This window comes from Frigoribacterium sp. CFBP9030 (assembly GCF_034045195.1).
GTDB lineage: Bacteria > Actinomycetota > Actinomycetes > Actinomycetales > Microbacteriaceae > Frigoribacterium.
This window is the reverse complement of sequence record NZ_JAXCWG010000004.1, coordinates 106,713-129,073: the sequence shown is the minus strand read 5'-3', so window position 1 is coordinate 129,073 and position 22,361 is coordinate 106,713. Positions and strand designations below refer to the sequence as shown.

Genomic DNA, 22,361 nt, shown 5'->3' with positions numbered 1-22,361 from the left:
GAAAGGGTACGACCGTGCCTGACCTGCTCCGCGCCTCCTCGACCGGTGCCGGCGGCTCGCCGGCCGACGTGGTCGTCGTCGGGGGCGGCGTCGCGGGGCTGGTCGTCGCGCGCGAGCTGGCCCGCGGCGGTGCGACCGTGCTGCTGCTCGAGGCGTCCGACCGTCTCGGCGGCGAGGTCGGTCGGCACACCGTCGCGGGGATCGACCTCGACTCGGGCGCCGAGAGCTTCGCCACCCGCGGCGGCACGGTGGCCGCGTACCTCGACGAGCTCGGTCTCGCCGACGACGTCGTGCTGCCCGACGGCCGCGGCGCCTGGGTGCACGAGGCCGACGGACAGGCCTTCCCGCTGCCCCGCACGGGTCTGCTCGGGATCCCCGGAGACCTCACGGACCCCGACGTGCTGCAGGTGATCGGCGTCGAGGGCGCCGCGCTCGCCGAGCGACTCGACGCGCAGCCGGCCGAGGTGGGCGCCGACGAGACGACGGTCGGCCCGTTCATCCGGGCGCGGATGGGCGACGCCGTGCTCGACCGCCTGGTCACGCCCATCGTCGGAGGCGTGCACTCGCGGCACCCCGACGACCTCCTCGTCGACCGCGTCTCGCCGGGGCTCCGCCGGGCGCTGCTGCGGGAGGGCTCGCTGGCCGCGGCCGTCCTCAGCCTCCGCGCGCTGGCCCCCGCCGGCTCGGCCGTCGCCGGTCTCCGCGGGGGCAACGCCCGCCTGGTCGACGCCCTGGTCGCCGACCTCGAGCGACTCGGCGTCGAGATGCGACTCGGTGCGGTGGTGTCGGCGCTCGACGCGTCGTCCGTCACCGTCGACGGCGAGCGACTCGTCGCCGACGCCGTGGTGCTGGCCGTGGGCGACGGTGCGGGGCGGGCTCTGGCGGGTCGCGCCTCCTCGGCTCCCGGCCTGATCACGCTCGTGACGCTCGTCGTCCGCGAGCCGGCGCTCGACACCGGGCCGCGGGGCACGGGCGTGCTCGTCGCCCCCGGCGCCCTCGACGTGCGGGCGAAGGCTCTGACGCACGCGACGGTCAAATGGCCCTGGCTCGCCGACCTCGCCGGCGGGCGGCACGTGCTCCGTCTCAGCTACGACTCGCCCGTGGTCGAGGACGGCACGCCCGACGCCGAGCTGCGGGCCGTCGCGATCGCCGACGCCGCGGTGCTGCTCGGCGTGCCGATCGACCCCGATGCCGTCGAGGGCTGGGCGCGGGTCGCCTGGGACGCCCCGCTCGCCGCACCCGTCACGGACGCCGAGGAGGCGCGGGTCGCCCCCGTCGCCCCCCTCGACGGCGTGCATCGGGTCGGCGGTGCCGTGGCCGGTCGTGGTCTGGCCGCGGTCATCGCGCAGTCCCGGGCGACCGCCGCGGCACTGCTCAGCGGCGGGGTCGGGCAACTCGCGGCGCGCTCGGACTAGATTGGGGACTCGCGCGGCCGACTGCCGTGCGCAGACCACGAATGGAGCGACATGCGAGGCAAATTGATCTTCGTCGCCGGAGGAGCCCTCGGCTTCGTACTGGGCGCCCGGGCCGGGCGAGACCGCTACGACCAGATCTCGACGACGTCGTCCAAGCTCTGGCACAGCCGCGCGGTGCAGCGTCAGGTCGCCAAGGCGGAGGACTTCGCCGGCGCGAAGACCGCCGACCTCGTCGACGCCGGGGTCAACGGCGCGAAGTTCGTGATCGTGCGGGCCTTCGGCGGGGGCAAGAAGAAGAAGCAGAAGTCGGCGACCACCGGTAAGACCCGATGACCGATTCCACCCGAAGCGACCGGATCCGGCACGACTCCGGTTCACGGACGCGCTCGCGGTCGCTCTTCACCCTGCTGCACGACGTCCCCACGCTGGTCACCGATCTCGTCAAGGGCGAGATCGCGCTGCTCAAGAGCGAGATCATGGCGACGCTCAAGGCGTTCGGCCTCGGCGCCGGCTTCGTCGTCGGCGCTCTCGTGCTGGTCTTCGCGGCGCTGGGCGTGCTGCTGACCGCGATCGTGCTGCTGATCGCCATATGGCTGCCGGGCTGGCTCTCGGCGCTGATCGTGGCCGTCGCCCTGCTGATCGGCGCGGCGATCCTCGGCTGGGTCGGCTACAAGAAGATCAAGGTCGGTCTGCCGGTCGTCCCCGAGAAGACCCTCGCCAGCCTCCAGCGCGACCTGCGCGCCATCAAGGGCGTCGGCACCATTCCGCGCACGCGCCTCGACGAGTCCTGACGCGCTCCCTCCTTCTCCGCACCTCCTCTGCACCGATCGGAACCATCGTGAGCGACACGAACGACATCCAGGGTCACATCGACAAGACGCGCGCCGAGCTGGCCGCCACGTTGAACGAGATCGAAGACAAGCTGAACGTGCCCAAGCAGCTGGGCGCCGCCGGTCAGCGCGCGAAGGCCTCGTACGAGCACGACAAGTGGCCCTGGCTGGCCGGTGCCGGTGTCGTGGCATTGACCGTGGGCGGCATCCTGGTCGCTGTCGTCAAGCGCCGATAGTCCCTCCCCGGAGGCCCCTCCTCGAGGGGTTCTCCACCGTTCTCTCGAACTGGAAGTACCTGGTTGGGCTCCCAGCCGGGAGAGGGGGAGAATAGCCGCATGAGTACCAGCGCCGACGGGTCGGCACCCGTGTTGCCGACGTCAGATTCACCCGCCGCCCCCTCACCCGAGGCGCCGTCGCCGGCCCCGACCGACGCGTCGTCGTCGGCCGGTGGGGGCGAGCGTCTCGGCTACACCCTGTGGGCCGTCCTCCGACGCGACCTCCAGAACCCGTTCGCACCCGACGAGGCCGACGCCGAGGCGCTCGACGCGGTCGTCGAATCGCTGGCCGCCGACGGGGTCGTCGTCCGGGGGTTCTACGACGTCAGCGCCCTGCGCGCCGACGCCGACATCATGATCTGGCTGCACGGCGAGGTGCCCGAGGCGATCCAGTCGGCCTACCGGCGGCTGCTGCGTACCGACGCCCTCGGTGGTCTCCTCCCGACCTGGAACGCCATGGGCATGCACCGCGATGCCGAGTTCTCGCGCAATCACAGCCCCGCCTTCATGCGCGGCAAAGAGCCCGAGACGTGGCTGACGGTCTACCCGTTCGTCCGCAGCTACGAGTGGTACCTGCTGCCCGAGGCCGAGCGCCGTCAGATGCTGGCCGATCACGGCAAGCAGGGCTCCGAGCACCGCGCGGTGCTGACCAACACCGTCGCGAGCTTCTCGCTCGGCGACTACGAGTGGATCCTCGCCCTCGAGGCACCCGAGCTCGTGCAGCTCGTCGACCTGATGCGCGACCTGCGCTACACCGAAGCCCGCCGTCACGTCCGTGAAGAGATCCCGTTCTTCACCGGCCGACGGATCACCACCACCGAGATCATCGAGGTTCTGTCGTGACCGACACCAGCGGAATCACCAACGGCGAGCTCGTGCGCAACGCCACCCCGGCGGCCGAGCGCGGCCCCGAGCACGTCTCCGAGCCGACCGACTACGACGCGATCCTGCTGGCCGGCTTCGGCGGGCCCGAGGGCCAGGACGACGTCATCCCGTTCCTCCGCAACGTCACCCGGGGTCGCGGCATCCCCGAAGAGCGGCTCGAAGAGGTCGCGACGCACTACCGCCACTTCGGCGGCGTCAGCCCCATCAACCAGCACAACCGCGAGCTCAAGGCCGCCCTCGAGGCCGAGCTCGAGCGTCGTGGCATCGACCTGCCCGTCGTCTGGGGAAACCGCAACTGGGATCCCTACATGGCCGACGCGGTGCGCGAGGCCGACAGCCGCGGGTTCCGCAAGCTGATCGCCGTCGCGACCAGCGCCTACTCGTCGTACAGCTCGTGCCGCCAGTACCGCGAGGACTTCGCGATGGCGCTCGACGAGACCGGTCTCGCCGACACGATGCAGATCGACAAGGTGCGTCAGTTCTTCGACCACCCCGGCTTCGTCCAGCCGTTCATCGACGGTGTGCGCGACGCCCTGCTGAAGGCCCGCGCCGAGATCGACGGCCTCGATCTGTCGAGCGAGATCCAGGTGCTGTTCGCGACGCACTCGATCCCGTCGACCGACGCCGCGAAGAGCGGCCCGCAGTCGCGCGGCTTCGACGACGACGGCGCCTACGCCGCGCAGCACAAGGCCGTGGCCGAGGTCGTCATGGCGGCCGCCGAGGCCGCGCTCGAGCTCGAGATCCCCGAGGGCGGCGGCAGCACCGTGCCGTGGCAGCTCGTCTACCAGTCGCGCAGCGGCCCGCCGTCGATGCCGTGGCTCGAGCCCGACATCAACGACGCGATCGACGACCTCGCCGGTGGCCCGACGCGCGCCGTCGTGATCGTGCCGCTCGGCTTCGTCAGCGACCACATGGAGGTCATGTGGGATCTCGACAACGAGGCCCTCGAGACGAGCGAGAAGAACGGCTTCTGGGCCGTGCGCACGCCGACCCCCGGCATCGACCCGAACTACGTGACGGGCCTGGTCGACCTCGTGCTCGAACGCCGTGACGGCGTGCCGGTCGAAGACCGCCCGCACGTGACCGATCTCGGCCCCTGGTACGACGTCTGCCGCCCCGGGTGCTGCGAGAACGTCCGTCTCGGCTTCAAGCCCGCCCTCTCGGGTCTGGTGCCCTAGAGCTGTGACGACACTTCGCATCGGAACCCGCGGCAGCGCACTCGCCGTCGCCCAGTCGACCACGATCGCCGAGCGGCTCGCCCGCGAGACGGGCGCCGACGTCGAGCTCATCCGCATCAAGACCGAGGGCGACCGCACCCAGGCGACGGGCGAGTCGCTCGCCAGCCTCGGGGGCACGGGCGTCTTCGCCAGCGCACTGCGCTCGGCGCTCCTGGTCGACGAGTGCGACGTGGTCGTCCACAGCCTGAAAGACCTGCCGACCGCCTCGCACCCCGGGCTCGTCATCGGCGCGACACCCGGTCGTGCCGACGCCCGCGACGCGCTCTGCGCCCGTGACGGCTTGACCCTCGAGACCCTGCCGCAGGGCTCCCGGGTGGGCACGGGGTCACCGCGTCGCGCCGCCCAGCTGCTGGCACGACGACCAGATCTCGAGGTCGTCGACATCCGCGGCAACGTCGACACGCGCCTCCGCCGGGTCGGAGACGATCTCGACGCCGTCCTGCTGTCCGCCGCCGGTCTGGGGCGTCTCGGGCGCCTCGACGCCGCGACCGACCTGCTCGGTCTCGGCTGGTGGCCGACCGCCCCCGGCCAGGGCTCGCTGGCCGTCGAGGTCCGCGAGGGCGACCCCGACGAGACCCTCGCCCGCGGCCTCGCCGCGATCGACGACCGCGACACGCGTCTGGTCGTCTCGGCCGAGCGTCAGGTGCTGGCGCGGCTCGAGGCGGGGTGCGCCGCGCCGATCGGCGCCTCGGCCGTGGTCGACGCCGGTCTGCTGCTGCTCAGCGCCACGGTCTACAGCCCCGAGGGCGCCGGCACGGTCAGTGCGTCGCACGCCGTCTCGCTCGACGACGGTCCGCTCGAGACGCAGCTGGTCGACGTCGCCGAGGTCGCCGGTCGTGTCGTCGACGAGCTGCTCGAACTCGGGGCGGCCGAGCTCGCCCCGATCGGCGGCGGGCCCTCCGGCGGAGACCCGGTGGGGAGCGCCTCGTGACGGCCGAGCGGCCGCTCAAGGGCACCCGCGTCCTCGTGCCCCGAGGCGGCAAGTGGGGCGACGGCGTGGCCGCGGCGCTCCGTGCGCACGGCGCCGCCCCGGTCATCGCCCCGATGATCAACTTCGCACCCGCCGAGACACCTGAGCTGCTCGCGGCCGCCCTGGCACGACTCGAGGCCGGCGTCTACGACTGGCTCGTCGTCACGAGCGCCACCACGGTCGACGTCCTCGTCGGCAACGGCATCCGGCCCCCGGCCTCGACCCGCATCGCCGCCGTGGGCGAGACGACGGCCGCGGCCCTGACGCTGTCGGGGTACCGCGTGGACTTCGTGCCCGAGGGCGACAACTCGGCCCGGGGCCTCGTCAAGGAGTGGCCCCGAGACGACGTCCAGGGTCGCGTGCTCGTGCCCCAGTCCGACCTGGCCGAGCCGACCCTCGTCGCCGGTCTCTCCGAGCGCGGCTTCGACGCCGAGTTCGTCGCCGCCTACCGCACCGTCGGCGTCGAGGTCTCCGAGCCCGTCGCGACCGGCGTCCGCTCGGGCGACATCGGCGTCATCCTCATCACCTCGGGCAGCGTCGCCCGGCAGATCGCGGCGCAGCTCGCCCCGCTGCCCGCCAGCACACTCGTCGCCTGCATCGGGCCGCGCACGGCGTTCGACGCCCGCGCCGCCGGCTTGCCGGTGCACCTGATCGCCGAGACCCGCTCGGCGGCCGCCCTCGTCCAGGCCGTGGTCGACCACGCCCTCGACGGACGCCACTCCGATCCCGAGAAAGACTGATGTCAGAGTTCCCCCGCGTGCGCCCCCGCCGGCTGCGCGCCACCCCCGCCCTCCGCCGCCTGACGGCCGAGACGCGCCTCCACCCGTCCGACCTCGTGCTGCCCATGTTCGTGCGAGAGGGCATCGACTCGCCCGCCGAGATCTCGTCCATGCCGGGTGTCGTGCACCACAGCCTGAGCAGCCTCCCGCATGCGGTCGCCGCGGCCGCCGAGGCCGGTGTCGGCGGCGTCATGCTGTTCGGCGTGCCGCTGGAGAAGGACGCCGTGGGCTCGGGGGCCACCGACCCCGAGGGCATCCTCAACGTCGCGACCCGGGTCGCCGTCGACGCGGCGCAGGGTGCCCTCGTCGTGCAGACCGACCTCTGCCTCGACGAGTTCACCGACCACGGCCACTGCGGCGTCCTCGCGGCGGACGGCTCGGTCGACAACGACGCGACGCTCGAGCGCTACGACGCGATGGCCGTCGTGCAGGCCGAGGCGGGCTCGCAGCTGATCGGCATGAGCGGCATGATGGACGGCCAGATCGGCTCGGCCCGCGACGCCCTCGACGAGGCCGGCTTCTCGAACACCGCGTTGCTGGCGTACTCGGCGAAGTACGCCTCGGCGTTCTACGGGCCGTTCCGCGAGGCGGTCCAGTCGACGCTCGTGGGCGACCGCCGCACGTACCAGCTCGACGCGGCCAACGGCCGTGAGGGTCTCCGCGAGGTCGACCTCGACATCGCCGAGGGTGCCGACATCGTGATGGTGAAGCCGGCCATGAGCTACCTCGACGTGCTCGCCGAGACCGCCGCCACGAGCACCGTCCCGGTCTGGGCGTACCAGATCAGCGGCGAGTACGCGATGATCCAGGCCGCCGCCGCCAACGGCTGGATCGACCTCGACGCCGCGTCGTACGAGAGCGTGCTGTCGATCAAGCGCGCCGGGGCCGACGCGATCCTGACGTACTGGGCGACCGAACTGGCCACGCGCCTCCGGGAAGGACGCATCTGATGGGCATCGATCGCGACGACCGCACCAACGACGGTTTCTTCGCCCGAGCGAAGCGCTCCATCCCCGGCGGGGTGAACTCACCCGTCCGCGCCTACGGCTCGGTCGGGGGCACGCCCCGGTTCCTGGTGGGTGCGAAGGGGGCCTACGTCACCGACACCGAGGGTCGCGAGTACGTCGACCTGGTCGCGTCGTGGGGTCCGGCCATCCTCGGCCACACGCACCCCGAGGTGCTCGAGGCCGTGCAGCAGGCGGCCGCGCGCGGCCTGTCGTTCGGGGCGTCGACACCCGGTGAGACCGAGCTCGCCGAGCTCGTGCGCGAGCGGGTCTCCGTGGGCGACGCCCGGCCGATCGGCAAGATCCGCATGGTGTCGACCGGCACCGAGGCGACCATGACCGCCATCCGGCTCGCACGCGGCTTCACGGGTCGCGACCTGCTGGTGAAGTTCGCCGGTCATTACCACGGCCACTCCGACTCGCTGCTGGCCGAGGCCGGCTCGGGTGTCGCGACGCTCTCGATGCCCGGCTCGGCTGGCATCACCGAGGCGACCGCGGCGCAGACCCTCGTGCTGCCGTACAACGACCTCGACGCCGTCCGTCAGGCGTTCGCCGAGCACGGACCGCGGATCGCCGCCGTCATCGTCGAGGCCGCCGCGGCCAACATGGGCGTCCTCGCCCCGCGACGCGGGTTCAATCGCAGCCTCTCCGAGATCACCCGCAGCAACGGCTCGCTGCTGATCGTCGACGAGGTGCTGACCGGGTTCCGGGTCGGGCCCGCCGGCTGGTGGGGTCTCGAGGCCGCCGACGTCGTCCCCGACGGCAGCGGGTGGGAGCCCGACCTCGTCACCTTCGGCAAGGTCATCGGCGGCGGCATGCCGTTGGCGGCGCTCGGCGGGCGTGCCGACGTGATGGACTACCTCGCCCCTCTCGGCCCCGTCTACCAGGCCGGCACGTTGAGCGGCAACCCGGTCGCCGTGGCGGCCGGCACGGCGACGCTCCGACTCGCGACTCCCGAGGTCTACGCGACGCTCGACTCGGTCGCCGACCGGCTGTCGGTCGCCGTCTCGGAGGCCCTGTCGGCCGAGGGCGTCGAGCACACCGTGCAGCGCGCCGGTTCGCTCTTCTCGTTCGCCTTCACACCCGACGCCCCGCGAGACTACGACGACGTGCGCGCCCAGCAGACCTGGCGCTACCCGCCGTTCTTCCACGCGATGCTCGACGCCGGGGTGAACCTGCCGCCGTCGGTGTACGAGGCCTGGTTCGTCACGGCGGCGCACGACGAGACTGCGGTGTCGCGGATCCTCGACGCGCTGCCTGCAGCCGCCAAGGCCGCCGCGGCCGCGACGGCGCCCGCCGCCGGCTAGCGGCCGGGCCGCTAGTCGGCCCGGCCCGCTCATCGAAGTGACCCGACAGGGGCATCGGCACCGGCCGAGGGCCCCTTCCGGGTCACTTCGATGGGCCTGAGCGCCCGCGGCCGCGACGCGGTCGTCGAGGTGACTCGTCGGGGCACCGGAGCGGGCCGGGGGCACCTTTCGGGTCACCTCGACGACGCCGGGCGCCCGCGCCGACCGGCCCCGCCTACTCGAACCGCGTCGACTCACCGGCCGTGCTGCGCTCCGCCGCCCCGAACGTCGTGACGACCGATGCCACCGCCAGCAGCAGGCTGGCCGCGAGCACCCCGAGGTACGAGGGATCGGGCCACGAGACGGTGCGGGTGCCTGCTGTGAGCCCGGCCAGGATGGTCCACGCGACGACGAACCCCAGGGCGACGGTGCCCAGGGTCACGGCGGTCAGAGGTACGGCCGCCTCGCGCATCAGCACCCTGCGCACGACGGACATCGGCATACCGGTGAGGCGGAGCAGCCCGAACGACCGCCGCCGATCGAGGACACCCGCCATCGTCGCGACCGTCAACGAGGCCGCGGCCACCAGAGTCGCGATGCCCATGCCGACGTTCGCCATCCGCGCGAAGCTCTCGACCATGAGCTGCACCGAGCCGTCGACGTTCTCCGCCCGGGTGAGGGGGTGGCTCCAGAGATGCAGTCCCGACGTGTCGAGGGCGGTCCGCGCCCGCTCGACCGAGCCCTCCGTCCCGTCGGTGGTGACCATGACGACGGCCGCCTGCCGAGCCCCGGTCGCGGCCGACGGCGAGAGGAGCGCCGGGTCGTTCGCCTGCGCTCCCGGGGCCAACTCGAGCAGTGGCGAGTCACCGGCGGGCAGCGTCAGCCCCAACCCCCGGGCGTCGTCACGATCGATGAGGAGTCCCCCCGCCGAGTCGACGGCCCACGCGCCGATCGCGACGTGCTCGACGCCCGCCACGCGAGACAGTGGCGAGACTGCCGAGCGGGCGGCCGCGAGGGTGTAGCCGCCCCGCGCCTCCTCGGTGGGGGTGATCGCCTCGGGCGACGCGGTCGTCGGCTGCTCGAGGGAGGCCATGAGCACGGACGGGGGGAGCCGACGGTCGTCGACCACGACCTCCTGCTCGCCGAGAGCGGTGCTCGCCGCCCCCGCGAAGACCGACACCATGAAGACCGCCAGCACGAGGCCGCCCACCGATCGGAAGGTCGACCGCGGAGACCGGCTGATCCGGCTCATGGCGATCAGGCCGGAGGCGCTCCGTGCCCGCGCCGCCGCACCTCGGGTCACGAGCCACGTGAGGTAGGGGCCGGCCACGAGCAGCCCGACGCTGGTCAGTACGAACCCTGCGATGAGCAGGAGATCGATGCGCGGGACGGTGATCGACGACAGCGAGGCCACGGTGGTCGCGACCATCACGGCGAGACCGGCGATCACCAAGACGAGGCGTCTGGCGCGCGGTGCAGCCTCCGCGGACTCGCGGGCGGCACCGGGCGCTCCCGGATCGAAGCGTCGCGCCCGCACGACCGCGACGAGCGTGGAGGTGCCGACCGCTCCGGCGACAGCGACGACCGCCGTGACGGGCGAGGCGATGAGATCGGTCGCGAAGAAGCGCACGCCGTCGATCCTCAACTGGGCGGCGAGGGGGACGAGGAGGCGCGCGAGGGCCACACCGGCCAGTGCACCCACCAGGGTGGTCGCCCCCGTCTCGGCGGCGGCGATGCGGGCGAGGTCGCCGCGGGTCGCGCCGAGCAGCCGCAGGGTCGAGAGGCGGTCTCGACGCTGTGCCGCGCCGAGATCGGTCACGATCGCGACCAGCAGCAGGACGGGGAGGAGCAGGGCGATGCCGCCGACGAGCGCGACGGTCCGATAGTTCGCGTTCCCCCCGTAGGCCTCTCCTGTGAACGACGCGACCTGAAGCGCGTCAGGGCTGGCGACGATGGCGTCGCGCTCGGTGCCGACGACCGCGACGAGTGCATCGGGACCGGGCAGCGCCGCGGGGGAGAGGATGCCGATCCGCTCGCCGTAGCGGTCACCGAGCTGGTCGGCGGGCGCCGAGGCGATCAGCCGGGCGAGCGCGGGGGACGCCGCGTAGCTGCCGACGGGGGGGAGCTCGGCGAGACCGGGGATCTGCGGCACTGAGCCCGTGTCCGTGTCCGTGTCCGTGCCCTGGTCGGTTCCGGTCCCGGTTGCGCTCCCGGCTGCGGTGCCGGCGATCGGTGCGCCGACGTCGACCCGGGTGATCACGGTGCCCTCGAAGTGGTCGTCCCCGGCGCGGGCCACGACCGCCGCGGGGTCGGGTCCGCCCTCGATGTCCGCCGCATGGTGGGACGACGCCCCGCCGAGCTGCAGCCAGGCGCCGCGCTCCTCTTTCGTTTGCAGGGCCTGGTACGCACCCCACAGCAGCAGGAACAGCGCCACGCCCACCATGACCCCGGCCACCATGCCGAGCAGGCGGGCGCGGTCGCCGCGGCCGCCGGCCACGACGAGCGCGATCGCGGCCGGGTTCATCGAGGCGCCTCGGTCGACCAGGCGCTGGTCGCAGTCGCGCCGCCGGCGGGAGTCGCTCGAGCACCCCACGCCGGTAGCCCGGTGCTGATGCGCCCGTCGCGGACGACGATCTCTCGATCGGCGTGAGCCGCCGTGCGGGGGTCGTGGGTCACCACCACGATCGAGGCGCCCGTGTCGTGGGCCAGGTCGGTCAGCGTGGCCATGACGTTCTCCGCGGCGAGCGAGTCGAGCGAGCCGGTGGGTTCGTCGGCGAAGACGACCCGCGGGCCGGTCACCAGTGCACGGGCGATGGCGACCCGCTGGGCCTGGCCGCCCGAGAGGTCGCGCGGCACCTGGTCGCGGGACGCCTCGACCCCGAGGCGCTCGAGCCAGGCGGAGGCCTGGCGACGGGCCCGACGCCGCGAGAACCCGGTCAGGAGGAGCGGCAGCGTGACGTTGTCGAGAGCCGTCAGATCGGGCAGCAGCTGACCGAACTGGAAGACGAAGCCGAACTCGGTCAGACGGAGCCGGGCGCGTTCGTCTTCGGGCAGTTCGCTGAGCACCACGTCGCCGAGCGAGACCGAGCCCGAGTCGGGGGTGACGACTCCTGCGAGGGTGTGCAGCAGCGTCGACTTGCCCGACCCCGAGGGGCCCATGACGGCGACGACCTCACCGGCCTCGACGTCCAGGTCGATGCTGCGGAGGGCCTCGGTCTGGCCGAAGGTCTTCGTCAGGCCGCGGGCGGACAGGGCGTCGCCGCGGCCCCGGGCGGTCTCAGGGGGGTCGATCACGGTCATGACGGCCGCACCGTCTGTCGGAGCTCGCCGAGACGTGCCCCCGTCAGCTCGATCCACCTCAGGTCCGCCTCGATGTGGAAGAGGGCGTGGTCGTGCAGCAGCACGTCGACGAGATCGGCGCCGCGTTTGGCACGCGTGTGCTCGCGCATGCGCGTCATGTGCTCGGCGCGCTGCGCGTCGAGCAGGGCTTCGGCGTCGTCGCCGACCAGCAGGGCGATGACCGTCTTGGCGAAGAGGTTGCTCTGCAGGGTGTCCGACGGCACATCGGGGGTGAACATCCACTCGCGCAGGATCTCGCGACCGGCGGCGGTCACCTCGTAGCGCTTGCGATCGGGGCCGCCGCCTGCTTCGGCGCCGAGCGTCTGGATGAGGCCGTCGCGGATCATCCGCGCCAGCGTCGAATAGACCTGACCGAGGGCGAGCGGCTTTCGACGCCCGAAGTGCCGGTCGTAGTCGTGCTTGAGGTCGTAGCCGTACGTCGGCTCGACGCTGAGCAGGCCCAGGAGGGCGCGAGAGTTGTCCACGACGCCGACTATACACTCGGTGTGTAGTCGGCGCGATCGACCCGCGCTGCGGTCCCGAGCCGCGGCCGCCCTGCACCGCCTCCGTTCATCGAGGTGACCCGTCGGGCGCACCGGCAGGGGCCGGGGGCACCTTTCGGGTCACTTCGATCGGGCTGGGCGCCCGCGGCTGCGACCCTGCCATCGAAGTGACCCGAAGGGGGCGTCGATACCGGCCTAGGGCCCGTTTCGGGTCACATCGATGCCGCCGGCCCGGCCCATCGGGTGCGCGCAGACCAGCGGCCGGCGACGCGCTCGATCACCAGCGGGTGGTCGAACGCCGCCGAGACGAGCTCCGAGGTCAGCACGTCGTCGGCCGGCCCCTGCGCGAAGACGCGCCCGTCGCGCAGCAGCACCGCGTGACTCGTGCTGGCCGGCAGATCCTCGAGATGATGCGTGACCGTCACCGAGGCGACGTCGGGGTGGCTCGCCCGCACCTCGTCGAGGGTGTCGAGCAGATGCTCGCGCGCGGCGACGTCGAGACCCGTCGCGGGCTCGTCCAGCAGCAGCAGCGCGGGCGACGCGAGCAGCGCGCGGGCGATCAGGGCGCGACCCCGCTCTCCTTGCGAGAGCACCGACCAGCGGGCCGTGGAGCGGGCCCCGAGTCCGACGGAGGCGGTCAGCGATCGTGCCCGCGCCTCCTCGGCGGGTGTCGGCGACCAGCGGGCGACGGGGTCGCTGCTGCCGGTGAGCCCGGTCAGCACGACCTGGAGCACCGTGTTGTCACGCAGCATGCGATGCTGCGGGTCGACGTGGCCGATGCGCCGGCGCAGCTCGCTCAGGTCGACGCGACCGAGCCGCCGCCCCAGCACGTCGACCGTGCCCGAGGTGGGGTGACCGAGGGCGCCGCAGAGGGTGAGCAGCGTCGTCTTGCCCGCCCCGTTCGGACCGATCAGGGCCCAGTGCTCGGCTACCCGCACGCGCATCGAGACTCCGGCGAGCAGATCGCGACCCGCACGGGCGACCCGGACGTCGGCCACGTCGAGCACCACTGGTGCGGTGCTCGACGTGATCGACGTCGGCGTCACGAGAGGTAGACGCCCGCCTCGCGGACCTGCTCGTGGAACTCGGCCAGACGCTCGGGCTGCGTGCGGACCGCCTCGGCCGCGGCCTGGGCGTCGCCCTCGGCGACCGCGTCGCGCAGCGTCCTCGTGAACGCGAGGGCCGCGTCGAAGTCGAACAGACCCTGCGACGACGGGCGACGGATCAGCAGCAGGAGGCGCGGGCCGGTGTTCGCCCACAGTCGCGCCAACGAGGTGCTCGCGCTGGCCTCGAGCAGCAGCTCGTTGAAGCGGACGAGCGTGCGGTCGTCTTCGGGCTTCTTCGCCGCGAACGCCTTCGCGCGGGCGTCGAGGATCTTCAGGGCCTCGGTGCGCTGAGCGGCACCCAGACGCGCGACACCGCGCTCGACGAAGAGCGCCCAGACGGCGTAACCGACATCGATGGTGTCGACGAACTCGTCGAAGGTCGGGTGCACGATGCGCGTGTACCGGTTCGCCTCGATGTCGACGAGCGCCTGGTCGGCGAGCTTCGCGATGGCCTCGCGGACGGGCGTGCGCGAGACGCCGAGCCAGGCGACCAGCTGGTCGTCGTTCAGTCGTTCGCCGAACTCGAGGGTGCCGTCGATGATCGCGTCGAACATCTTGTCGTAGACGACGTCGCGCAGCAGGCGGCGGGGGGCGGGCGGCTGGTCGGTGAGCGTGGGGATCGGCATCGGGCACTCCTGGGTCGGGCGGAGGGTGGGAGGTGCGGGCCGACTTCCCTGCGTCGGCCCGCACATGAGGCGGTGCTGTGGTGCGGTCTCGCTGTGGTGCTGTGGTGCGGTCTAGCGGCTCAGCGTCCGAGCGGGGTCACGACGGGGTCGAGAGAAGGGCCCCGTCGACCTCGACGGCCTCGAGGTGGCGGAGGTTCGCCTCGTTCAACGGGATGAACGCGGCGATGGCGAGGTCGATGTCGCGTCGGCGCACGGCCTCGCGGATGCGGTTCAGGAAGTCCGTCGTGAGCTCCCACTGCCAGTGGTTGAGCACGGGCTTCGACATGAACATGACCCGCGCGTTGACGAGGCGCTCGGCGCTGTCGAGCAGCGGGTTGCCGACCTTCGTGCGGAGGTACGCCGGCACGGCCTGGAAGTCGCCGAGGCCGCCGACATCGCGGGCGTCGAGGCGGCGGAGGGCCGTGTCGACCAGGTCCGTGAACTCGTCGACATCGGAGTCGGAGAGCAGCGGGATCGCCCACCGCGCCGTCAACTCGTTCAGCCCGGCGTACACCTGCAGCGCGTGCCGATAGAGATCGAAGTCGGGCATCGCGATGCGCGTGTAGCGGTTGGCCTCCATCTCGACGAGGCCGTAGTCGACCAGCTTGGCGATCGCCTCGCGGATGGGCGTGCGCGAGACGCCGAGCCAGGTGACCAGCTCGTCGTCGTTGAGACGCTCGCCGGGCTGCAGCGTGCCGTCTTCGATCGCGGACAGCATCTTGTCGAACACGACGTCACGGAGGAGACGGCGGGGGGCCGGGTTCTCGGGGCCGGTGGGGATGGGCATGTATCAGACCTTCAATGCGCGAGGAAGTATCGATTATCCGGTACTTTACTCGACCGCTGCGAACCGTGTCGAGGCCCCACGCTCAGGGCCGCGTCCTCGGGGCCTAACCTCGGGGTTCCGCCGAAGGCCGTCGTGTCAGGCGCCCACGCGCACGACCGTGCGTCCGCGCACGCGCCCGGCGACGATCTCGGGGCCGAGGGCGACGACCTCGTCGAGGGTCGTCTCGGTGGTCAGCGAGTCGAGCAGCTCGAGGTCGAGGTCGGTCGCGAGCCGCGACCACGCCTCCTGGCGGAGTGCCAGGGGGGCCTGCACCGAGTCGATGCCCGCCAGGGTGACCGACCGCAGGATGAACGGCAGCACCGTCGTCGTGAGGTCCGAGCCCTGAGCGAGGCCGCAGGCCGTGACCGTGCCGCCCCAGGCGGTCTCGGCGAGCACGCTCGCGAGGGTCGTGCTGCCGACCGAGTCGACCGCGCCGGCCCAGCGGGGGCGTCGGAGCGGCTTCCCCTGCTCGCCGAGCTCGGCACGGTCGATGACGGACGAGGCGCCCAGCGACTGCAGGTACGGCCCCAGCTCGTCGGCCCGACCCGAGGAGGCGGTGACCGAGTACCCGAGTCGACTCAAGACGGCGACGGCCACCGACCCGACACCTCCGGCGGCACCGGTGACGACGATCTCGCCGTCGCCCGGCCGCACGTCGCGCTCGAGACGGAGCACGCTGAGCATCGCGGTCAGACCGGCCGTGCCGATCGCTGCCGCACGCCGGGCGTCGATGCCGTCGGGCACGGCGACGAGCGTGGCGGTGTCGACGACGGCGCGTTCGGCGTAGCCGCCGTCTCGCGTCTCGCCGAGACCCGCGCCCGTGGCGACCACCAGGTCGCCGACCGCGAACGCCGCGGGCGACGAAGGCGCCGCGGAGCCGGATGAGGATGCGCCGCTCGAGACCGGCCCGACGGCCGCGATCGTCCCGACGAGGTCGATGCCCGGCACGAGCGGGCTGACCCGCGCCACGCCCGGGTCGCCCGCGAGGGCGAGCCCGTCTTTGTAGTTCAGGCCCGACCAGAGGACGTCGACGACGACCTGGCCGGGTTCGAGGCCGTCGCCGTCGGGCCCGGGCCCCACCTCTCGGAGAGACGCGGGATGACCCTTCTCGACGACGACGGCTCGCATGGGCGTCAGGCTACGCGGAGTCGCGCGGCGTGGTGCTGCGCGGCGTGGTGCCGAGAGGCGACGTGCCGACGGTCGGGTCGGATGCCGCACCGGCACGCCCGCCCAGGAACCCGCCCAGGGCGCCGACGAGGTCGAGACCCGTCGTGGCCTTGACGACGTCCTGCAGCTGCGTCATGTTGTTCGCCACCGACTTGGTGAGCTCGTTCGCCCCGTCCGTCGACACGACGGTGAGGGTGTCGATGTTGCTCATCGGCGCCGCCATCTCGCGGGCGATGTCGGGCAGGCGCGAGATGACCTGCGACGCGAGCGCCGCCTGGCCGAACTTGCCCTGCGCCTCGGCGAGGGCGTCGACGGCCTCGGCCTCGGCCAGACCCTTCGCCTTGATGGCCGCGGCCTCGGCGCGACCGGCGGCCTCGACGGCTGCGGCCTCGTTCTCGGCGGCGGCGCGGGCGGCGTCGGCGAGCTGCGTGCGGCGGAACGCCTCGGCCTCGACGGCGGCGTTGGCGGCGTCGCGCTCGGCCTCGGCGTTCTGGACGGCGGCGTACGCGGCGGCCTCGGCGGGCTGACGCACGTCGATGTTCAGGCGCTCCTGGTTGACCTTGGCCTGCTCGGCGACGGCGATGCTCTCCTGCTCGGCGACGAGCTTGTCTTGCGTGGCACGGGCCAGCTCGCCGGCGGCGGAGGCCTCGGCGTTGGCGCGGTCGGTCTCGGCTTTGATCTGCGCCTGGCGCACGTCGAGCTGCAGCTGACGCTCGGCGGTCTGCTGCGTGTTGCCGATGCGGGCCAGGGCGGCGATGCGCTCGGCCTCCGCCTCGGCGACGTCGGCGTTCTGCTTGGCGACGGCCGCCTCGGCGCGACCGCGGTCGGCGAGGTAGGTGCTGCCCGGGGTCTCGATCTCGCGGATGTTCATCGTCTCGATCTGCAGACCGAGCTCGGCGAGCTCGCCCTTCGTCTCGTTGACGGCGTCGGCCGCGAGGCGCGAGAAGTTCTTGACCAGGTCGTCGACCGGCTGCCCGCCGATCAGACCGCGGATCGAGCCCTCGAGCGACTGCTGCACGATGACCGGCAGCTGCTGCTGCTGCAGCAGGTAGCGCTGGGCGGCGCGGCGCACGCCGTCTTCCGTGCCGGTGACCTTGAAGTTGACCGTGGCCTTGACCGCGGTGCGGATGTAGTTGGCGTCGATCGCCTGGACCTCGACGGGGGTCTGGTACTGCTCGAGGCTGAGCTTGAATCCCTCTTGGAAGATGGGCCAGACGAACGTGCGGCCCCCGATGATCACCTTCTGCGGGCTCGAGATGCCGCCGCCCTCGGAGCGCTCGGCACCACGGCCGACGACGATCAGCGCCTCGTTCGGCGGGACGCGGCGCACGCGGCTGGCGATGAACGACAGCAGCGCGATGGCGATGACGACCGCGACGACGATGGCGACGACGCTGGTGTTGCCGGAGATGAAGTCCACAGGGCTTCTCGTTTCTCTTTCGGTGGTGCAGGGCGGTTGTCGGGGGGCCCGGCGGGCCGGGGGAGCCTAGGAGGCGCGGGTCGGCTCGGAGTCGTCGCGCACGACCTCGACGCGCGGCCCGGACTCGGCCACCACGCGGATGCGGGTGCCGCGCTCGATGCGCACGTCGCTGACGGCGAGACGCCGTTCGAGTTCGCGGACGCCGTCGAGCCGGACCTCGCCGCCGGTCGGCGTGATGGTCTCGGTGGCGGTGCCGACGAAGCCGACGGGCGACCAGTGGCCGCCGGTCTCGCGTCTGGTCACGCGGCGGATGACGATCTGGATCAGCACGAGGGCGACGAGCGCCATCGCGACGGCGATCGCGTACGTCCACCCCGGGGGCAGACCGCTCTGCAGCGTGACGATGCCGGCCAGGCCGAAGATGGCGAGCGCCGCGCCGACGGCGACGCCCGAGACGAGGCCGTCGCCGATGTCGAAGACGTCGAGCAGATCACCCACGACGATGCTGACCAGGAGGACGACGAGCCCCACCGACCCGACGACGATGAACGTGACCATGCATCGAGACTGTCAGATGACGACGCCTCGCGCCTCGGCTGCACGGGGGAATGTGGACGGATCCGTCCGTGTGGAGGCGACCCGCGCCTCCTCGGCTCAGCCGAAGAGGATCGCGGCCTCGTCGTAGCGGTGCTGCGGCACGGTCTTCAGGCTGTCGAGCGCCTCCTCGAACGAGACGTGCACGATGTCGGTGCCGCGCAGGGCGACCATGCGACCCCAGCGCCCCTCCTGCACGGCGTCGCTCGCCGCGAGACCGAGACGCGTCGCGAGCACCCGGTCGTACGACGTCGGGGTGCCGCCGCGCTGGATGTGCCCCAGCGTCGTCGCGCGGGTCTCGATGCCGGTGCGCTCCTCGATGATGGGGGCGAGGCGCTCGCCGATGCCGCCGAGACGAGGGCGGCCGAAGGCGTCGAGACCGCGCTCGGAGTGCACGTCGGTGCCCTGGTCGGGCACGAAGCCCTCGGCGACGACCACCAGCGGTGCGCGCCCGCGGTCGTAGGCGGACTTCACCCACGCGACGATCTGGTCCATGCTCGTCGCCTGCTCGGGGATGAGGATCGCGTGCGCACCCGACGCCATGCCCGAGTGCAGCGCGATCCAGCCGACGTGGCGGCCCATGACCTCGGCCACCATGCAGCGGCTGTGCGACTCGCCCGTGGTGCGGAGGCGGTCCATCGCGTCGGTCGCGATCTGCACGGCCGTGTCGAAGCCGAAGGTGTAGTCGGTGGCGCCGAGGTCGTTGTCGACCGTCTTCGGCACGCCGACGATCTTGAGGCCGGCGTCGGTCAGGCGCTTGGCGGCCGCGAGGGTGCCCTCGCCGCCGATCGCGATCATGGCGTCGATGCCGTGGCGCTCCATGTTCTCGGTGATGCGCGCCACGCCGCCGTCGCCCTCGAAGGGGTTCGTGCGGCTCGTGCCGAGGATCGTGCCGCCCTGCTTCGCGATGCCCTGGATGTCCTTGCGGACGAGAGGCACGATGTCGGCGTCGACCACCCCCCGCCAGCCGTCGCGGAACCCGACGAACTCCTGCCCGTGGATCTGCGTGCCCTTGAGGACGGCTCCGCGGATGACGGCGTTGAGTCCAGGGCAGTCGCCGCCGCTGGTGAGGATTCCGATTCTCATCGTGATGCTCCATCGCAAGGTCGGGCCCGGCCCGGAGGGCCGAGGTCGATCCCATCATGGCGTACTACCGTGGACGCATGACCGACCAGTCCACGCCGCGACCTCCGTCGCCGTGGGCGCGCTTCACCCGACCCGCACCCGGTGAGGATCGCTCGATCCCCCTCGCCGCGCCTCCTCGGCCGGTCAACACCCTGCCGGAGGCACGGGTCGCGTCGATCGCGCCGGTCGCCCCGCAGACCTGGTCGCCCGAGGCGCCCGAGCGCACGCCGTCCGGTCAGGGCGCGGCGTCCGCTCCGGGCGCGGTGGAGTCCACGCCGCAGGGCACGCGCGCACCCGAGCACCGTGGCCGCGACGCCGACTTCGACTCGTACTTCGCACCCGCCGACGACGACGTGTGGGACGCTCCGCGGCCACGGCACGACGACCCGGGTCACGGCCTGGCCGTCGCGTCGATCGTCTTCGGCGTCTTCTTCGCGCCGCTCGGCATCGTGCTCGGGCTGGTCGCCGCCCACCGCTCGTCGCACGCCGGCTTCTCGCGTCGGCTGGCCCTGATCGGCGTCGCGATCGGCGGCGTCGTGCTGATCGCGAGCATCGTCTACGGGGTCAGCGCCCTCGACTACCTGGCGCGGCTGTCGGCGACCTGCGCCCAGCTCGGGTCGGGCGAGTACGTCGACCCGGCCGGGCGCGAGGTCACCTGCGGCTGAGCCGCTCGCAGCCGGGACGCGCGCGACCGAGCCGCGCGCAGCCGGGCCGCCCGCAGCCGGGCCGCGCCCCGAGTCGGGCGCAGCCCAGACGCCTCAGAGGCGGACGGTGCCCGTGTCGGCGATGTTCTCGGGGTGACCGCCGGTGATCGCGGCCTTCGCGTACTTCAGCATCGTGATGGCCTTGGGCTCGTTGCTCACCCAGTACTCGGCCGTCTCGACGTCGACCTCGAGCAGCGCGACGGTCGGGTCGTCTCGACCCTGGTCGAACCAGGCCTCGGCCGCGGTGGTCCACAGCTCGTCGATGATCTCGGCGTCCTTGACGACGGTCGCCTTGCCCGAGAGCGACAGGTAGCCCTTGCCGGTCTCGACCGCGACGTTCACCTGAGGGTGCGCGCGCACGTCGTCCGTCTTGGGTGACGGGTCGGGCGTGAAGAAGTAGACCTTGCCGTCGAACTCGCGGTCGACGATGGCCAGGGGTCGACTGACCAGGTGCTGGCTGCTGCCCTGGGTCGTGAGGATGCCGATGCGGCCCTTGTCGAGCACCTCGGAGATGCGCTTGATGTCGTTCGTGTCCGTCATGGCTGCGACGGTACGCCGGAGGCGCGGTGCGGGTCACAGTGAACCGCGCCTCCTCGTCCGCAGGCGTCGCAGACCACCAGCTGCTCGCGGCACTGCACGTCGCTGCAGTTCTGCATCCGCTTCGTGGCGTCGCCGCACCGCACGCAGCGGCCGAGCACCGCGGTGTGGTCGGAGAAGTCGACCGAGCCGCGCCCGTCGAAGACGTAGAGCGAGCCGTCCCACACGCCGTCGTCGCCGAAGCGCTCGCCGTAGCGGACCACTCCGCCCTCCAGCTGGTACACGCGGGAGAATCCGCGGCTCGTCATCAACGAGCTGAGCACCTCGCAGCGGACCCCGCCGGTGCAGTACGTGACGATCGGCTCGTCCTTCAGGTGGTCGTAGCGCCCGCTCTCGATCTCGGCGACGAACTCGCGGGTCGTGGCGACGTCGGGCACGACCGCGTCGCGGAACCGCCCGATGCGCGACTCGAACTCGTTGCGGCCGTCGAAGAAGGTCACCTGCTCGCGGTCCATCAGGTCGTGCAGGTCGTCGGGGCTGAGGCGGGTGCCGCCGCCGACGACGCCCTGCTCGTCGACGCGCAGCTCGTCGGGGGCGCCGAAGGTGACGATCTCGTCGCGGACCTTGACCGACAGCTTGGGGAAGTCGTGACCGGTGCCCTCGCTCCACTTCGCGTCGACGCCCGCGAAGGGGGCGTACTCGCGCGTGGTGCGCAGGTACCGCTTGACGTCGGCGAGCTCGCCGCCGACCGTCGCGTTGATGCCGTGCGGCGAGAGCACGATGCGGCCGGTCAGGTCGAGCGAGCGGCAGAGCTCGCGCTGCCAGAGGCGGATGGCCTCGGGGTCGGCGAGCGGGGTGAAGACGTAGAACAGCAGGATCTTGGGGACGGCCACCGGAAGAGTGTAGCCATCGGTCGTCAGGGCCTGGATGATAAATGCACTATTCTGGGATGTGGCACGACAGGTCGACCGGTCGGTGCCGCCACACACTACGAGGAGGATCGATGCCCATCCCGACGACCCCGTCGCCCACCCTCTGCCGGCGTCTGCATCGCGACGAGGTCTTCGAGCTCGTCCTCGAGGCGATCGTGTCGGGGCAGCTCGGCGAGGGCGAGCGCCTGCACGACACCGATCTCGAAGACTGGCTCGGCGTCTCGCGCACACCCATCCGCATGGCGCTCGCCCGCCTGGAAGACCTCTCTCTCGTCGAGACGGTGCCCAAGCGGTACACGCGGGTCAGCACCGCGCGCCCGTGGCTCGTGCGGCCTCTGCTGTCGACGCTCTGCTCGCTCGCCGATCTCGCGCTCGCCGAGGCGATCGCCGACGACGCCGCCCGGGTCGTGGTGGCGACGGCGCTCGACGGCCCGCTGCCGGTGGACGAGGAGGCGCGGGTCGCGTCGCCGACCGCGCCCCCGGTCATCGAGGCGCTCGTCTCCGCCGCCGAGGCGATGGCCACCGCGTCGTCGAACCGGCGGCTCGCTCAGCTGATGGGCCATTTCGGCCCCACGGTGCTGTTCCACGCCCGCTTCATCGGCGACGATCTCGACGAGGCGGGGCTGTCGACGGCGCTGGCGGCCCTCCGCGCCGCCGTCGCCCGTGCCGACCTCGGCGCCTCACGCGTCGCCCTCGCCGAGATCGCGTCGGCGCCGGTGCTGCTCTCGGTCGTGCGTGCCGGCAGCGCGGCGGCGTGACCA

At 72.5% G+C, this 22,361-nt stretch carries 24 protein-coding genes; 12 read left to right on the top strand and 12 right to left on the bottom strand.

Annotated features, from left to right (window positions below; all coding sequences use genetic code 11):
* Positions 1–14 precede the first annotated feature (14 nt).
* The 10 genes from SOM13_RS06370 (at position 15) to hemL (ending at position 8,703) form a co-directional block, all read left to right on the top strand.
* Positions 15–1,415: a protoporphyrinogen/coproporphyrinogen oxidase gene (locus SOM13_RS06370; protein WP_320479149.1), complete on the top strand. Its 1,401-nt coding sequence runs from the start codon at positions 15–17 to the stop codon at positions 1,413–1,415.
* A gap of 51 nt (positions 1,416–1,466) precedes the next feature.
* Positions 1,467–1,748 carry a hypothetical protein gene (locus SOM13_RS06365; RefSeq protein WP_243215010.1) on the top strand — a complete coding sequence of 94 codons (282 nt, stop codon included), beginning with the start codon at positions 1,467–1,469 and terminating at the stop codon, positions 1,746–1,748.
* Positions 1,745–2,206, top strand: a complete 462-nt coding sequence (locus SOM13_RS06360) for a phage holin family protein (RefSeq protein ID WP_192061166.1) — start codon at positions 1,745–1,747, stop codon at positions 2,204–2,206. Before SOM13_RS06365 ends, SOM13_RS06360 begins: the two co-directional genes overlap by 4 nt.
* 47 nt (positions 2,207–2,253) lie before the next feature.
* Positions 2,254–2,481: a DUF3618 domain-containing protein gene (locus SOM13_RS06355; protein WP_192061165.1), complete on the top strand. Its 228-nt coding sequence runs from the start codon at positions 2,254–2,256 to the stop codon at positions 2,479–2,481.
* 99 nt (positions 2,482–2,580) lie between these two features.
* Positions 2,581–3,363: a hydrogen peroxide-dependent heme synthase gene (hemQ, locus tag SOM13_RS06350; protein ID WP_320479148.1), complete on the top strand. Its 783-nt coding sequence runs from the start codon at positions 2,581–2,583 to the stop codon at positions 3,361–3,363.
* Entirely contained in the window at positions 3,360–4,583 is a 1,224-nt protein-coding gene (locus SOM13_RS06345; protein ID WP_243215011.1) for a ferrochelatase, read from the top strand. The genes hemQ and SOM13_RS06345 overlap by 4 nt, the downstream gene beginning before the upstream one ends.
* Positions 4,584–4,587: 4 nt before the next feature.
* Positions 4,588–5,574, top strand: a complete 987-nt coding sequence (gene hemC, locus SOM13_RS06340; protein WP_192061163.1) for a hydroxymethylbilane synthase — start codon at positions 4,588–4,590, stop codon at positions 5,572–5,574.
* A complete protein-coding gene (locus tag SOM13_RS06335; RefSeq protein WP_243215013.1) occupies positions 5,571–6,353 on the top strand; it encodes a uroporphyrinogen-III synthase in 783 nt (260 codons plus the stop codon). Before hemC ends, SOM13_RS06335 begins: the two co-directional genes overlap by 4 nt.
* Positions 6,353–7,342, top strand: a complete 990-nt coding sequence (hemB, locus tag SOM13_RS06330; protein ID WP_243215014.1) for a porphobilinogen synthase — start codon at positions 6,353–6,355, stop codon at positions 7,340–7,342. The genes SOM13_RS06335 and hemB overlap by 1 nt, the downstream gene beginning before the upstream one ends.
* Positions 7,342–8,703 carry a glutamate-1-semialdehyde 2,1-aminomutase gene (hemL, locus tag SOM13_RS06325; RefSeq protein ID WP_243215015.1) on the top strand — a complete coding sequence of 454 codons (1,362 nt, stop codon included), beginning with the start codon at positions 7,342–7,344 and terminating at the stop codon, positions 8,701–8,703. The genes hemB and hemL overlap by 1 nt, the downstream gene beginning before the upstream one ends.
* Positions 8,704–8,917: 214 nt before the next feature.
* On the opposite strand, the gene SOM13_RS06320 is transcribed toward hemL, so the two are convergent.
* From SOM13_RS06320 to SOM13_RS06275, 10 genes are all read right to left on the bottom strand, one after another.
* Complete coding sequence (locus SOM13_RS06320; protein ID WP_320479147.1) at positions 8,918–11,206, bottom strand: FtsX-like permease family protein; 2,289 nt, start codon at positions 11,204–11,206, stop codon at positions 8,918–8,920.
* Complete coding sequence (locus SOM13_RS06315) at positions 11,203–11,982, bottom strand: ABC transporter ATP-binding protein (RefSeq protein ID WP_320479146.1); 780 nt, start codon at positions 11,980–11,982, stop codon at positions 11,203–11,205. Before SOM13_RS06315 ends, SOM13_RS06320 begins: the two co-directional genes overlap by 4 nt.
* Positions 11,979–12,506, bottom strand: coding sequence for a PadR family transcriptional regulator (locus tag SOM13_RS06310; RefSeq protein ID WP_320479145.1), 528 nt, complete (start codon positions 12,504–12,506; stop codon positions 11,979–11,981). Before SOM13_RS06310 ends, SOM13_RS06315 begins: the two co-directional genes overlap by 4 nt.
* Before the next feature lie 230 nt (positions 12,507–12,736).
* Positions 12,737–13,570: an ABC transporter ATP-binding protein gene (locus SOM13_RS06305; RefSeq protein ID WP_320479144.1), complete on the bottom strand. Its 834-nt coding sequence runs from the start codon at positions 13,568–13,570 to the stop codon at positions 12,737–12,739.
* On the bottom strand, positions 13,567–14,256 hold the full coding sequence (locus tag SOM13_RS06300; protein ID WP_320479143.1) for a GntR family transcriptional regulator: 690 nt from the start codon (positions 14,254–14,256) through the stop codon (positions 13,567–13,569). Before SOM13_RS06300 ends, SOM13_RS06305 begins: the two co-directional genes overlap by 4 nt.
* Before the next feature lie 136 nt (positions 14,257–14,392).
* Positions 14,393–15,082, bottom strand: coding sequence for a GntR family transcriptional regulator (locus tag SOM13_RS06295; protein ID WP_320479142.1), 690 nt, complete (start codon positions 15,080–15,082; stop codon positions 14,393–14,395).
* A gap of 135 nt (positions 15,083–15,217) precedes the next feature.
* Positions 15,218–16,249 (bottom strand): acryloyl-CoA reductase, encoded by a 1,032-nt coding sequence (locus SOM13_RS06290; protein ID WP_320479141.1) that lies wholly within the window; start codon positions 16,247–16,249, stop codon positions 15,218–15,220.
* A 10-nt stretch (positions 16,250–16,259) separates the two neighbouring features.
* Complete coding sequence (locus SOM13_RS06285) at positions 16,260–17,708, bottom strand: SPFH domain-containing protein (RefSeq protein ID WP_243215019.1); 1,449 nt, start codon at positions 17,706–17,708, stop codon at positions 16,260–16,262.
* A gap of 66 nt (positions 17,709–17,774) precedes the next feature.
* Entirely contained in the window at positions 17,775–18,266 is a 492-nt protein-coding gene (locus SOM13_RS06280; protein ID WP_192061156.1) for a hypothetical protein, read from the bottom strand.
* A gap of 96 nt (positions 18,267–18,362) precedes the next feature.
* A complete protein-coding gene (locus SOM13_RS06275; RefSeq protein WP_192061155.1) occupies positions 18,363–19,388 on the bottom strand; it encodes a 6-phosphofructokinase in 1,026 nt (341 codons plus the stop codon).
* Positions 19,389–19,465: 77 nt separating this feature from the next.
* Between SOM13_RS06275 and SOM13_RS06270 the strand changes: the two genes are divergently transcribed.
* The gene (locus SOM13_RS06270; RefSeq protein WP_320479140.1) at positions 19,466–20,092 is read left to right on the top strand and encodes a hypothetical protein; all 627 of its coding nucleotides are present in this window, start codon (positions 19,466–19,468) and stop codon (positions 20,090–20,092) included.
* A gap of 93 nt (positions 20,093–20,185) precedes the next feature.
* Here SOM13_RS06270 and SOM13_RS06265 read toward each other — a convergent pair whose 3' ends face one another.
* Together SOM13_RS06265 and SOM13_RS06260 are read right to left on the bottom strand one after the other, a co-directional pair.
* Positions 20,186–20,671 (bottom strand): pyridoxamine 5'-phosphate oxidase family protein, encoded by a 486-nt coding sequence (locus SOM13_RS06265; RefSeq protein WP_192061153.1) that lies wholly within the window; start codon positions 20,669–20,671, stop codon positions 20,186–20,188.
* Positions 20,668–21,561 carry a rhodanese-related sulfurtransferase gene (locus SOM13_RS06260; protein ID WP_320477674.1) on the bottom strand — a complete coding sequence of 298 codons (894 nt, stop codon included), beginning with the start codon at positions 21,559–21,561 and terminating at the stop codon, positions 20,668–20,670. Before SOM13_RS06260 ends, SOM13_RS06265 begins: the two co-directional genes overlap by 4 nt.
* A gap of 110 nt (positions 21,562–21,671) precedes the next feature.
* Between SOM13_RS06260 and SOM13_RS06255 the strand changes: the two genes are divergently transcribed.
* Complete coding sequence (locus SOM13_RS06255) at positions 21,672–22,358, top strand: GntR family transcriptional regulator (protein WP_320479139.1); 687 nt, start codon at positions 21,672–21,674, stop codon at positions 22,356–22,358.
* The last annotated feature ends 3 nt before the right edge of the window (positions 22,359–22,361 follow it).

Coding starts and splice junctions, on each gene's coding strand:
- SOM13_RS06255 (WP_320479139.1), top strand. CDS start 21,672: ATGCCCATCCCGACGACCCCGTCGCCCACCCTCTGCCGGCGTCTGCAT.
- SOM13_RS06275 (WP_192061155.1), bottom strand. CDS start 19,388: ATGAGAATCGGAATCCTCACCAGCGGCGGCGACTGCCCTGGACTCAAC.
- SOM13_RS06360 (WP_192061166.1), top strand. CDS start 1,745: ATGACCGATTCCACCCGAAGCGACCGGATCCGGCACGACTCCGGTTCA.
- SOM13_RS06280 (WP_192061156.1), bottom strand. CDS start 18,266: ATGGTCACGTTCATCGTCGTCGGGTCGGTGGGGCTCGTCGTCCTCCTG.
- SOM13_RS06315 (WP_320479146.1), bottom strand. CDS start 11,982: ATGACCGTGATCGACCCCCCTGAGACCGCCCGGGGCCGCGGCGACGCC.
- SOM13_RS06265 (WP_192061153.1), bottom strand. CDS start 20,671: ATGACGGACACGAACGACATCAAGCGCATCTCCGAGGTGCTCGACAAG.
- hemQ (WP_320479148.1), top strand. CDS start 2,581: ATGAGTACCAGCGCCGACGGGTCGGCACCCGTGTTGCCGACGTCAGAT.
- SOM13_RS06295 (WP_320479142.1), bottom strand. CDS start 15,082: ATGCCCATCCCCACCGGCCCCGAGAACCCGGCCCCCCGCCGTCTCCTC.
- SOM13_RS06270 (WP_320479140.1), top strand. CDS start 19,466: ATGACCGACCAGTCCACGCCGCGACCTCCGTCGCCGTGGGCGCGCTTC.
- hemB (WP_243215014.1), top strand. CDS start 6,353: ATGTCAGAGTTCCCCCGCGTGCGCCCCCGCCGGCTGCGCGCCACCCCC.
- hemL (WP_243215015.1), top strand. CDS start 7,342: ATGGGCATCGATCGCGACGACCGCACCAACGACGGTTTCTTCGCCCGA.
- SOM13_RS06320 (WP_320479147.1), bottom strand. CDS start 11,206: ATGAACCCGGCCGCGATCGCGCTCGTCGTGGCCGGCGGCCGCGGCGAC.
- SOM13_RS06365 (WP_243215010.1), top strand. CDS start 1,467: ATGCGAGGCAAATTGATCTTCGTCGCCGGAGGAGCCCTCGGCTTCGTA.
- SOM13_RS06300 (WP_320479143.1), bottom strand. CDS start 14,256: ATGCCGATCCCCACGCTCACCGACCAGCCGCCCGCCCCCCGCCGCCTG.
- SOM13_RS06290 (WP_320479141.1), bottom strand. CDS start 16,249: ATGCGAGCCGTCGTCGTCGAGAAGGGTCATCCCGCGTCTCTCCGAGAG.